This window comes from Coleofasciculus sp. B1-GNL1-01 (genome assembly GCF_040220235.1).
GTDB lineage: Bacteria > Cyanobacteriota > Cyanobacteriia > Cyanobacteriales > Coleofasciculaceae > Coleofasciculus.
This window is the reverse complement of record NZ_JAVJTO010000082.1, coordinates 1-12,631: the sequence shown is the minus strand read 5'-3', so window position 1 is coordinate 12,631 and position 12,631 is coordinate 1. Positions and strand designations below refer to the sequence as shown.

At 45.4% G+C, this 12,631-nt stretch carries 10 protein-coding genes and 2 pseudogenes; 5 read left to right on the top strand and 7 right to left on the bottom strand.

Annotated elements, in window-relative coordinates; translation table 11 throughout:
* From RID53_RS19940 to RID53_RS19925, 4 genes are all read left to right on the top strand, one after another.
* Window positions 1–384, top strand: a complete 384-nt coding sequence (locus RID53_RS19940) for a response regulator transcription factor (RefSeq protein ID WP_446389747.1) — start codon at window positions 1–3, stop codon at window positions 382–384.
* A gap of 298 nt (window positions 385–682) precedes the next feature.
* On the top strand, window positions 683–3,319 hold the full coding sequence (locus tag RID53_RS19935) for a two-partner secretion domain-containing protein (RefSeq protein ID WP_446389746.1): 2,637 nt from the start codon (window positions 683–685) through the stop codon (window positions 3,317–3,319).
* A 175-nt stretch (window positions 3,320–3,494) separates the two neighbouring features.
* A complete protein-coding gene (locus RID53_RS19930) occupies window positions 3,495–3,944 on the top strand; it encodes a Spy/CpxP family protein refolding chaperone (RefSeq protein ID WP_446389745.1) in 450 nt (149 codons plus the stop codon).
* A gap of 204 nt (window positions 3,945–4,148) precedes the next feature.
* Window positions 4,149–5,912, top strand: coding sequence for a ShlB/FhaC/HecB family hemolysin secretion/activation protein (locus RID53_RS19925; protein WP_446389744.1), 1,764 nt, complete (start codon window positions 4,149–4,151; stop codon window positions 5,910–5,912).
* 272 nt (window positions 5,913–6,184) lie between these two features.
* On the opposite strand, the gene RID53_RS19920 is transcribed toward RID53_RS19925, so the two are convergent.
* The gene (locus tag RID53_RS19920) at window positions 6,185–7,582 is read right to left on the bottom strand and encodes an MFS transporter (RefSeq protein ID WP_446389743.1); all 1,398 of its coding nucleotides are present in this window, start codon (window positions 7,580–7,582) and stop codon (window positions 6,185–6,187) included.
* A gap of 93 nt (window positions 7,583–7,675) precedes the next feature.
* Window positions 7,676–8,101 (bottom strand): RidA family protein, encoded by a 426-nt coding sequence (locus RID53_RS19915; protein WP_446371684.1) that lies wholly within the window; start codon window positions 8,099–8,101, stop codon window positions 7,676–7,678.
* 1,207 nt (window positions 8,102–9,308) lie between these two features.
* Between RID53_RS19915 and RID53_RS19910 the strand changes: the two genes are divergently transcribed.
* The gene (locus RID53_RS19910) at window positions 9,309–9,746 is read left to right on the top strand and encodes an FHA domain-containing protein (RefSeq protein ID WP_446389742.1); all 438 of its coding nucleotides are present in this window, start codon (window positions 9,309–9,311) and stop codon (window positions 9,744–9,746) included.
* A gap of 186 nt (window positions 9,747–9,932) precedes the next feature.
* On the opposite strand, the pseudogene RID53_RS19905 reads toward RID53_RS19910, so the two are convergent.
* The 5 genes and pseudogenes from RID53_RS19905 to RID53_RS19885 form a co-directional block, all read right to left on the bottom strand.
* Window positions 9,933–10,040: pseudogene (locus RID53_RS19905) on the bottom strand (type I restriction endonuclease subunit R); the annotation flags it as partial.
* On the bottom strand, window positions 10,037–10,930 hold the full coding sequence (locus RID53_RS19900; protein WP_446389741.1) for a PDDEXK nuclease domain-containing protein: 894 nt from the start codon (window positions 10,928–10,930) through the stop codon (window positions 10,037–10,039). The pseudogene RID53_RS19905 and the gene RID53_RS19900, both read right to left, overlap by 4 nt.
* Window positions 10,931–11,055: 125 nt before the next feature.
* Window positions 11,056–11,253, bottom strand: a complete 198-nt coding sequence (locus RID53_RS19895; RefSeq protein ID WP_446389740.1) for a hypothetical protein — start codon at window positions 11,251–11,253, stop codon at window positions 11,056–11,058.
* Between the two features lie 169 nt (window positions 11,254–11,422).
* A complete protein-coding gene (locus RID53_RS19890) occupies window positions 11,423–12,442 on the bottom strand; it encodes a DUF3179 domain-containing protein (protein WP_446389739.1) in 1,020 nt (339 codons plus the stop codon).
* A gap of 63 nt (window positions 12,443–12,505) precedes the next feature.
* A pseudogene (locus RID53_RS19885) lies at window positions 12,506–12,631 on the bottom strand (IS630 family transposase); the annotation flags it as partial.

The following is a 12,631-nucleotide window of genomic DNA, read 5'->3' as shown; positions in this document are numbered from 1 at the left end:
ATGGACAAGAAAATCTTGATTGTTGATGATGAACCGCATATTCGCCTGTTAATGGCACAAACTTTAGAGGAACTGGAAGACGAAGGCGTAGAAGTCCTGATTGCGGAAAATGGGGAAGAGGCAATTGAAACCATTAAACTGGAAAAACCGGATTTAGTGTTTCTGGATGTGATGATGCCGAAAATGAATGGTTTTGATGTCTGTTATGCGGTTAAAAATAATCTGGATATTAAAGATGTCTACATTATTATGTTAACGGCAAAGGGGCAAGAGTTTGATAAGGAAAAAGGACAACAAGTCGGGGCGGATTTGTATATGACTAAGCCGTTTGATCCCGATGAAGTTGTCGAAAAATCCTATGAAATTCTGGGATTGGAGTATTAACCTGTAGTCCCCCATCCTAATTGGCGATATAAGCATCAACCCTTAATACATAAGGGTTTTCGCCAATTAGCCCTCTGAATTCGCCCCCATGTATTTTAAGATATTGTTAAGATTCTTGGCAAGAAATCTGTGAGACAATAGGGTTTGACTAAGGCGTGCCTTTCCATGCTCATCTCTATCTAAATCTAAAGATGACGTGACCTCCAACAAAAAACGCTTGCGCCTTAATTAATCCGGCTCAATCCCAAAAAGTTTATGCTACGGTTGAAGAGAAGTACTGAGGAATGAGGAATGCATTATGTCTAGCTTCCAACCAGTCAGATTGTCCCTTGCGATCGCTACAGCGTTACTGTCTCTGAGCCTTGATAGTAAACCGATTCAAGCTCAATCCATAACACCTGCTGAGGGGACAAATACCATCGTTACTCCTAATGGTGAAAGTCTTGATATTAGCGGCGGTATGTTGTCCGGAGATGGCAGCAATCTCTTCCACCACTTTGAGCAATTTGGCTTGAATCAAGGAGAAATCGCCAACTTCCTCTCCAACCCAGAAATTCGCAACATTTTGGCAGGAGTTGTCGGTGGGGAAGCATCCCTGATTAATGGGCTGATTCAGGTGACAGGGGGAAATTCTAACCTGTTTTTAATGAATCCGGCTGGAATTGTTTTTGGCACTCAGGCGAGTTTAAATGTTCCGGCGGCTTTTACGGCGACGACAGCCAGCAGTATTGGGTTTGACGGGGGTCAGTTTAATGCCGTGGGTGACAACAATTATCAAGCACTCATGGGTGATCCCACTAATTTTTCCTTTGCCATGGAACAGCCAGGAAGCATTATTAATGCAGGTGATTTGGCTGTGGGTGAAGGGCAAGGTTTGACGGTTGTTGCGGGACAAGTCATTAACACGGGGACATTCTCTGCACCAGGGGGAACAATTAGCGTTGCTTCTGTACCCGGAACCAGTCAAGTGGTGATTAACCAAGAAAATATGGCGCTGGGTTTAAAGCTGGATGTAGCCGATTTAGACGATAACGGAGTTGGCAACATTTCACCAGCAAGTCTAGGACAATTGGTAACAGGTGGGGATATAGTTCCAGCAACCGAAATTCAAGTTGATGAGCAGGGTCAAGTTTGGTTAGCGGCTTCAAATCAGCCCATTCCGACAGAAACGGGAACGACGATTGTTTCTGGAAGTATTGATACGGCTAGCAGTGAAACCGGGGGAACGGTTCACATTTTAGGGCAGCGTGTGGGTTTGGTTGATGCAGAAATTGATGCTTCGGGTAGTAATGGTGGGGGTACGGTTTTAGTCGGTGGTGACTATCAGGGTCAAGGTGAGGTTTTCAACGCCGAACGAACTTTTGTTAATCAGAATTCCACGATTCAAGCGGATGCTTTGACCAACGGCTATGGCGGAACTGTCGTGCTTTGGGCAGATGATACGACTCAGTTTTTTGGTGATATCAGCAGCCGTGGTGGTGCAGTAGCTGGAGATGGGGGTTTTGTTGAGGTATCGGGGAAGGAGAATTTGCAGTTTGCTGGGACGGTTGATACCAGTGCGATTAATGGAGACGGTGGAACGTTACTGCTTGACCCCACGGATATCACGATTACGGCTGGGGGGACTCCTGGTGGGTTTAGCGGTCAGGTGATGTTTGCTGATGCAGAACCGACGACAATTAGCGAGAATCAGTTAGAAAGTCTGTCAGGTAATACTAATGTCCTGTTGCAGGCGGATAATACGATTACCATTGAGCCGATGCAGGACGGGATGCTAAGGTTTCAGCGAGGTAGTGGGTCAATTACCTTTGAGGCAGGTGGCGCTTTTACAATGGCTGAGAGTGATACCCTCGACGCTCGTGCCAGAGACTTGACAATTGCTGCTGCTAGCATCACGGCTGGCGTTATTAATCCTTTTCATTCTTTTCCACTTGGTGATTATGATAGCGGTTCAGTTAGTGTAACCGCCACTAATGGGGGAATCTCGGCGAGAAGGGTGTATGCGATTACGCTGTTGAAGGGGGAAAGCCGTGAAATTAACCTCAGTGCTACCAATGGTGACATTACTATTGCCTCTAATGTTATGTCATCGTCGTTTAATGCTTACGATCCGACAGGAGGCGATATTACCATTAATGTGACTGGCGGCAGCTTCAGTGCCAGCGGAATCAGAACTAACAAGCTTTCAGGAAGGGCAGGTGATATTACTGTCAATGCTACTAACGGTATTACAGTCACAGACGAAATAACTGCTAAGAGCCCTGAAAGAGCAACTATTACGCTGAATGGTGTTGTCCTCACCGGAGGTCCCGAAACTCACTTTGGTACAAATTTCGAGCGTGACCAACTTGGCACTCCCCCAGGTGTTCCAGTAATCAGCGTAACGGGAACTTCTAATTCTGGTGGCTCTTTGGTTTCTATAGGAACGGTAGGTACTAGTTCCTCTGGTGACTTTACCGAAAATATTACTGCCCTTACCACGCTAATCAATGGTGGTAATCTCAACATCAATAATATAGGTGATTTAGGTATCAGAATATCTGAGCTTGGTCAACAATTGCTCAATGAGTTAGTTCCTGAAGCGACAGATTTTAATGATGCACTACAAATAACTTTAGGGAACAGGGTTGATCAGATACTTAACTCCCCACTTACCTCACCAGGTCCCCTTGGCGGAAAATTGGTAGGTGTATCGCCAGAACTTCAGCAAAGACCAGGTGAGACAACGCTTGAGTGGGCAGTGAGAATTACACAGGATGTACCGAGAGTTACGAATTCCAATATGGCAGTACTAGAGGCGCTAAGGGACGCTAAACGCGGCTGGGATAATGTCGTGGAAGATGGAAAAGTTCGGGAGGCTAAGTACAGAGCACTCGAACAACAATTGAATGCAGACACGCTTCGCTCGGACACCGACTATCTGTTAAATCAGTAACTTTAGCTGTAACAAGAAGCGACTCCAATAGTTCAATGTCCAAACCAGCAATTAGAGATTAAGGTTAAATCCCAAAATCTTTAATTGCTCTAAGGAGGAAATAGTTCTTATGGAAATTTGAACGGCAAACTATCATCAACATCTGAACAAGCATTTTTTTAGGTCAGAAATAATTATGCTGTTACGTCGCATTTCTGCAATCACAATCTTAGCTTTTTTCTTAAGTAGTGCTAACGCTTTGGCAGAATCGAACTCTATCCCGCCTCAGTTACAAGCCCAAACGATAGAACAGTACACTCCGCCAGACCCCTCACCACTCATTGAAGAGATAGGATTAACAGAAGAACAAATTACTCAACTTAATCAAATCAGCCGCAAGTTTAGTCCTTTACTGGACTCCCTCTATGAAAAATGGGACGAAGCGCAACAAGAACTGGAAACATTAATCGTCAGCGCCGATGCCTCAGAAAGTCAGGTACGACAAAAATATAGTGACGTTGAAGCCTTACGAACAGAAATCTCTCAGTTGCAATTTGAGCGGAGAATGGCAATACGAGATGTCTTAAGACCCGATCAGCGTCTTCCTTTTGAACAATATATGCAAAGCTTGGTTGATAATTCGTAAAAGAAAAGCAAAAAAGACTTTTACGGTCAAGTTTGACTGGAATTAGCATAAGCTGTCATGCATTTAAATTGGGTATTAGCAGCGAGCAAGATGCAAAGCCTGCGGCATGGCTTCGCTTAACGCACTACAAGACTTTCGCCGTTATTGATATTAAGGTTTAAATGCCGAACAGCTTAACTCAAGACAGGGTGTAAGAGGAGTGAAATGATACAAACTAAATTATTACTCATCGGGGGGATTACCCTGATTGCAACACTTGAACAGGGTTACGCTTTGGCTAATCCTCCCCTAACTTTATCTGAACCTACCGAACATTTTCCTGCCTTTGACTTCGCCCAACAACCCAACCCCAACGAAGACCGATTTCTCCAACCAACTCCCGAACCCATCCCTTCTGAACCAACAGAAACCGAACCCGTTTTACCAACGCCGGAAGAACCTGTTCAACCGCCCCCAACTGAATCAACGGAAACCACAATTGATGTTAACCGTATCGAAGTTGTGGGGAGTAGCTTTTTTGGTGCAGAGGAGTTAAATCCTATTATTCAACCCTTGGAAGGACGCACTGTTACTATAAACGAACTTCAGAATGCCACGGATGCGATCGCGCAACTGTATCGTGATGCTGGATACTTTACCTCGACGGCGATTTTACCGCAACAGAATGTAACCGATGGTGTTGTTACCATTCAGGTGATTGAAGGGCGTTTAACAGACATTCAGATAGAAGGAACCGAACGACTGAAGCCCAGTTACATTCGTAAACGGATTCAATCAGCCACCAGTCCCCCCCTGCGTGTTGATACACTAGAAGAGCAATTGCGACTGCTGAGAACTAATCCCCTCTTTGACACCCTAAACGCCACCTTAGAAGCGGGTGATGAAGTCGGTGAAAGTATTCTGGTTGTACAAGTTGAAGAGACAAATCCCTTCTTTGGAAATGTCAGTGTAGATAACTATTCTCCCCCTAGTGTTGGTTCAGAACGCTTAGGGGTTCAACTCGGTTATCGGAATCTTATTGGAATTGGCGATACGCTTTCCGGTTCCTATTATCGTTCCACAACAGGCGGTTCTAATTTATTTAATTTCAGCTATCGGGTTCCCTTGAATGCAAAAGACGGAACGCTACAACTGCGTACTGTTATTGACCGCAATGAAATTACCGAAGAACCCTTTGATGCACTGAATATCGAAGGGGAAACAGAACTCTATGAAGTCAGCTTTCGTCAACCCTTAATTCGTACCCTGCGCCAAGAATTTGCCCTGTCTTTAGGGTTTAGTTACCGAGATGGTCAAACCTTTATTTTTGACCGCCTACCCACTCCCTTTGGGATTGGACCCGATGAAGATGGCGTGAGTCGCACCAGTGTGTTCCGCTTTGGACAAGACTACGTGAAACGGGACATCCAGGGCGCATGGAGTCTGCGATCGCAGTTTAACATTGGTACCGATTTCTTTGACGCCACGACCAATGATGCACCGATTCCAGATAGTCGCTTTTTTAGCTGGTTGGGTCAAGTGCAACGCACACAAATATTGGGCGAGAATCATCTATTAATTATTGCGGCTAACTTACAACTCACCCCCGATTCTCTCTTGGCTTCTGAACAATTTGTAATCGGTGGCGGACAAACCCTGCGCGGGTACAGGCAAAATGTACGTTCTGGTGACAATGGGTTTCGTGTTTCGATTGAAGATCGGATTACACTGGAGAGAAATGAAACTGGATTACCCACCTTTCAACTCGCACCCTTTGTTGATTTAGGGGCGGTGTGGAATCATCCTGATAATCCCAATGATCAACCCGATCAGACATTTTTAGCGAGTTTAGGATTAGGTTTACTTTGGGAACCTATCCCTAACTTAAATATCCGCCTTGACTATGGGATTCCTTTTGTGGATTTGGATGATCGGAGAGAAAACGCTCAAGATGAGGGATTTCATTTTAGTGTAGGCTATCAGTTCTAACCGATAAGCGGTATCAAATCCTGTTGATTGTACACCAATGCGATCAAGTCAGCATTAGGGTTTCAGCCATTTAATACAGCAGTTTGCTCTGCTATGCGGTACATTGTCGATCCCCCTAAATCCCATAAGCAAAAAAAGCGAAGCATCCGCTGGCTTCCCCCTTTTTAAGGGGGACGGGAGGGGGATCTAAAAGGGGGACTTTGATCTCTTTGATCTCTTTGATCTACTGTACTTTATTACAGCGCAAAGCGCTGTAATGCTCCCCCCATTCCCTATTCCCCATTCCCTATTCCCTTTTGTGGATTATGGGAAAAAAGAGTCAGAATCAGTGTAATCGCTGGGAGTATAGTACAAGCGTAGAGACCCGGTTGATAAGAACCCAATTGATCCTTAAATACAGCTAAGAATGAAGGTCCTATCGCACTCGCGCACACCATACTCATCATCTGAACGCCAGCAATCGCCCCTAAATGCATTCGACCAAAGAATCTGGGTAAAGCCACAGTCGATAAGGTGCTAAAACAGCCGCCACTTGCGCCTAATCCCACGATGGTTAGTCCCCGCAACCAGCCTATACCCAGATTGGCGGCACAGATAAAGCCAATAGCTTGAAACACAATCATAAATATAAATAGATATTTCAGCGAAACTCGGTCAGCGCTGACTCCCATCAAATACCCAACAATCGTGGAGAGAATTGCCATCGGTAAGAACAGAGACACCGCTTGGATTTGCGATAATCCGGCTTCTGCGCCAATATCAACGATGTGAAAGGTAATCCCGGTAACGACTAAAGCGTGAGAGGATAAGGTTAAGGTTGCTGCCCAAAAAATTCGGGTACGCAGCGCTTGGGAACGAGTAAAATCTTGTATCTTGTTCTCAGCAAAAGTTTCTCCGGTGGTGACTGGAGTTGTGGCGTCTCCGTCCATAATCAGACCACATTCTTCTGGATTATCTCGGTAGAACATCCAGCCAATAAATCCCATGCCAATCCCCACAATAGCTGCCATTGTTACCCAGGTATATCGCCAACCGAAGCCGTTAATCCAGGTACTCAGAATTAATGGTGCAATGGAAAAGCCAAAGGAGATAAATACACCAGTTGTACCGGAGACAAACCCCCGACGACGGTCAAACCATTTGCCTAAGGTGGTACGGCTGGTCATTGTCAACATTCCTTGACCGGAAAAGCGCAGGCTGGTAAAGCCTAGTCCTAGGATGATCAGGGCTATGGCTGAATGATCAAGGGGTAGTATAGTCTTGAGAGAGATAGCGATGCGATCGCACAAACTCAAATAACAGAGTGTTCCCCCTAGCCACAGGGACGAACCCACCACAATAACTCGTGCGCCAAAGCGGTCAAGCAACACTCCCCCCATGGGTAATAGGAAACCACTGGTTAAGGTTCCCACCAGGTAAGCATTACTCAATTCCAAACGTGATACACCCGTCGCCTGTAGCAAATGATCCGTGAAAACGCTCACTCCTACAGTTTGACCCGGAATACTCATAATGATCCCAATCGTGCAAACCACCGCAATAATCCAGCCATAAAAAAACGGGAAACGGGTGGTAGAGAAGGGATAGTTAGGATGTAGTAACCTTCTGGTAATTGTTTTATCTGTTGCAGAAATTGAGCCTTTTTCAGCAACTTTGGATCGAAATTTCATTAAAATGCACCACGTCTTGAGCTTTGCTGTCTACTTTGCCATACTTATTGTGAGTTGGCATCCTTCTCTTGTTTCAGACTGACAGCTTAGATTTTATCGCAGCGCTGTACACTTGATTTCCACGATGAGTCCAGGGTCAGACAAGGCGGTGACACCTACTTTTGTCCAAGTTGGATATTTCTCAATAAAGTACCGATCTTTTATTTCCATAAACAGCGACAAATGCGGAATCATTAGTGGTCTTGAAGCTGGAATAGACGCTGGACTTGTGACATGATAGGTTACAAGTTCGACAACATTGTCAAAGGTTACGCCTGCGGTTAAAAGAACTTTTTTGACATTTTCAAACGCCTGGATAAACTGTTCTTCTATTCCCTCAACCACTTGTAACTTTTCGTCGCGACCCACTTGACCGGAGACATACACTGTATTTCCGATTCTAATACCTGGACAATAGTGATACTTTTCATATAGGATTTCCATCCCTGTGGGAATAATCACTTCGCGAGTCGCGACCATAACTAATCTCCTTGCGTAGACAATCATGTCAATACTTTACCTCTAAACCTGGGGCTAATCAGGGTAGCTTGATGATTTTGGAGTCAGCCCTCAACTCAAGTTGGGGCTAAAAGCTTAAACCCGTTAAAACGGGTTCAATGATTTACTTATACGGAAAGGGGGTGAGGGTGTGAGGTGATACAAAGTCAGCCCTCAACTCAAGTTGGGGCTAAAAGCTTAAACCCGTTAAAACGGGTTCAATGATTTACTTATACAGAAGGGAGCGAGGGTGTGAGGATGATATAAAGCCCTCAACTCAAGTTGGGGCTAAAAGCTTAAACCCATTAAAACGGGTTCAACTATTTACTTATACGGAAAGGGGCGAGGGTGTGAGTGAGTGATACAAAGTCAGCCCTCAACTCAAGTTGGGGCTAAAAGCTTAAACCCGTTAAAACGGGTTCGATGATTTACTTATTCCGACTACTTAGAAGTTTATTTTTCCCCCAACTTCCCCATCTTTTTAAGTTGACATGCATGGGAGAGGTCTTTTTCCTAGTGAATTAACCAATCGGATCATTTTCTGGTATCTAAGTTAGCCAGATTCGGTTTCAAGAACGTGCCATTCGGGTTAGGTTATTATTAATTTATATCAGAGTTAAAAGTATGATACTGGGAGTCACTGAACTGGGGGGTCAGACCCCTCGCTAACTCTCCCTGGCAGGGGATGATTTGGTAGCTTGTGCTACAATTACTGGGGAATTATCCCATCAATTTCAATGATTGAATGGGTATGCTAGCATCGGGACATTCACTTGTATAGCGGCTTGGAGTTGCTCCGTAATAGTACGGTGTGAAAAACTGGGTCAGATTCTGTAAACTGAAGTTATCAGCTATCAAGTGATACTGAGCATCTTAACTCAATTGTGAGTTAGGTATATTGTGAAGATGATAACCAACAGCGATCTGGCTATTGCGATCGCGTACTCTCTAGGCAAAACTCCCACGTTAGCGGGAGATGCGGGGAAAGTACGGAATATCTAGGGTTTCTAGTCACATTTCCTCGCCCAGTCATGTCCTAGACGTAAATCGCACTATGCGATTCGTCTGAGGCGTGTCATGATTAAAGGGACAACTTCACACACTGACTCTTAGGAGTAGAGTGTGGGCTTCTAGAAATAGTAAGCCGATTAAACTAACTATCAAGTTTTGATTTTTAGGGGTGCATCAATTGATTCATAAATCTTTGTCAGGCGTAAATCTTGCTCCAAATGTTGTTACGGTATCACTGCGATCGCCATCCCATAGTGTACCGATTCAACAATGGCATTTTACTGATCAACCGATTATTAAAATAGGGCGCTGTGCGGATAACCATATTGTGCTGCGAAGTTCGGTTGTGTCGCGTTACCATCTGGAATTGCGGCGTATGGGGAACCGATGGAAATTGATTAACTTTGGTAACAATGGGACGTATAAGGATGGTCAACCGATTACGGAACTGGAGATTCAAAACGAAACGATTATTCGACTTGCCCTTTCGGGTCCCCAGTTGCAAATTAATCTAAGCGCCACTGTACCAGAACCTTTGTTAAAGTTACTGCGCCATCACGATTCGGGTAATCATCCTCTTCCAGGACGATTACGCACCATGTTGAGCGGAAGTTAAATATCTGTAGGGGTAGGGAGCTGGGGAAGCTAAGGGAGTTGGGAGAAAGGGCAATGCTACTCAAAGGGGTAGCTAAGGGCTGAAGGGGTGATATCATGTTCGGTCAAACACCTCTAATAAAAACGCCTGAAACCCCTGTTATTACAGCATTGCAATTATGGGCAATCGTTAGGACATGATATGTCAACCAGGGGCGATGACTTCGCGACGGGTACGGCTTTTGTCCACCATACACCAACCCGCCGCACGGCGGGCGGGGTCAATCAGTTTGGCTCTGGTTTCGGCTTCATTCATTGGGGGTTGTCCTCCGCAGATGTTGGGTGAGCCGCAGCAAATCGCTTGCGAGCATCGGTAATGGCTTGTTGCAGTTTGGTTTGTAGCACGGCTTTCGGCGGTAGGACGGTGAGATATTCCGCGACATGAATCCCGCTTTTGTCAACTTCCAGGAGTTCGATTTGTTCCTGCTTTTTGCCAGCACAGAGAATAATACCGAGGGGTGGGTTTTCATCCGGTTCTTGTTCGTATTTGGCAAGCCAGCGTAGGTACAGTTCCATTTGTCCTTTGTATTCGGCTTTGAAGCTACCCAGTTTCAAATCAATGGCGATGAGGCGTTTGAGTTTGCGGTTATAAAAAAGCAGATCAAGATAGAACTCGTCATCATCAATCTGTAGCTTTTTCTGACGGGCGACAAAGGTAAATCCCGCCCCCAGTTCCAGGAGAAATTGCTCGATATCGCGGAGGATGGCATCTTCGAGGTCTTTTTCTAAGTAACGGTCGTTGAGTTGGAGGAAGTCGAGGATATAGGGGTCTTTCAGCAATAAATCGGGAGAAATTTGCCGGGTTTTCCGCAGTTGGTCGAGGTCGTGGCGGATGGTGTCTTCTGGTTTGCGGGAAAGGGCGGTGCGTTCGTAAAGCATGGAGTCAATGCGTTCTTGCAGTTGGCGGACGCTCCAGCCTTTACCGTAGGTTTGAGTAAGTTGTTGGGCGAGGGTGCTGATGATTTGTTTGCCGTAGGTAGCGCGATCGCATTTGAGAATCTGCGTATAGATGCGGTGTCCGATATGCCAGTAGAGGAGGGTAAGTTCGGCATTAACCGTGCCAGCGACGCGCTGTTTTGCTGCATCGATTAAGGCTTTGACCTCGGCGAACAGTTCCTCGGTTGTGACTGGCTCAATCTCGCTCACGCAGCAGCCTCCTTTATGATGGGGTTTACCCCCGTCAGTGCCACATCATAGTCAATAGTCAATCTCACCCAATATACTCCTAAAAATTTAGCATATCTTCATTAAGTAGGTGGGGACAATTAAAGTTAATCGTGGAGATATACTTTGGTCATCCGATGCTGACATTTAGGACAGGAATAATCCGTGAGTTTTCTTCTCGGACGACGTTTTGATTCACCCTTCGGGGTAGACTGAGTTTGACTCGCTATCTCTGGGACTTGGGAAAATGCCGAGTTGAGCGCTGGAGTGCTGCCAATATCAATGGAGAGCCAGTCAAACGCCACGGCTGGATGATGGGTACACTGGACTTGGTTGTGCTGTTTTAGGTCGGCAGCGCTTAAAATCTTGAGATTGATTTATCGGGGCATGGCTTAAATTGGGCTGAAATTATATCTCATTGTTCAGACGATCCATCTAGTTTTCCCATCCAATTAGTTGAGGTTTTTACCTCATTTACTCCATAAAAAATGCTGGATACACAAAAGCAAATGCTGTCGAACTGGGAATAGGCGTTCCATCTAGTTCTTCAACCCTAACGGTTTCCAGTTCATTGTCCCAACGGGCGCGAATTTGCCGACCCTTGAAATCTACAACCTGTGTACCCACTTGCTTGAGTTCTTGGTGAGGAAACTGATGGCTGATACCAGAAAAGCGATTGTTTGGGGTTTGATTATCTGGTTCCCACACATAGCTAATAATGGCTTTCGGATGAAGCGTCAGCTCATCCTGATTGCGAACCGGAAACACAAGCTCGTTGTTGGTGTAGTACTCTCCATAGGGATAATTCATGTAGTCGCGGCTGTGACCAGTTTGAGTTGAGAGAATTTTACTGTCTGGATGCTTTGCCAGCCAGTCCCCAAGGGTGGTTTTCACCGCCGGAAGCCGTTCGAGGGAGCGGTTGACATTTAGCCCGACTACGCCAATCGTCCAGGGTTGGGAATAGAGGGTATCATCGGCACGATCGTACATCACTAAACAACTTTGATACAACTTACCGGATACACCGTAGGTGGTGTTCCCCCGCTCGAAGGCAACAATGGTGTCGCACAGCGGACAATAGGAAACTGTGAGATTAGTACCGCCGACTGTATCGTTGACAATTTCGTGCCAGTTCATAATCCCAAAGGGATAGGCTTTTGCTTCTCCATTGACGACGACACCAATGACTAATTCATCCTGGGAAAATGGTGTCGTTTCGGCAGTATCGAAGCGCGGATTGTCGATACTGGGAATGCCATCTTTGGGAGGTCCCCCATCGAGAAGTTGAGTTAAGTCAATGCGCGTATTTTTTTCTGGGTCAACGTTTTGCTTGCGGAGGTCGTCAAGTTCTTGGGTTTGGTCGTGAAAATGTTTGGTGAGGAAGAAGTAGCGCAGTTTAAAATCTTCTAATCCACCAGCTTCTAGAACCAATGTTCCTAAAAGTAAGGCAACCAGGGAGATACTACTGAGGGCTATTTTTATGGCTCTGTTCATGAAATGCTTCTCAACTCGTTGTTAAGTCTTGTCTTGGATAGAAACTAATAAGCTGTTATGCATTTAAACTGTGATAAGAGCATTACCCTTATTTTTCAGTTTCCGCCCCCAATTAATAACTAGCTTGTCTTCATTTAAAAGTTGATGCAACAAAGATTCTAACTCTTCAATGGATTCAAAAAGCCGATT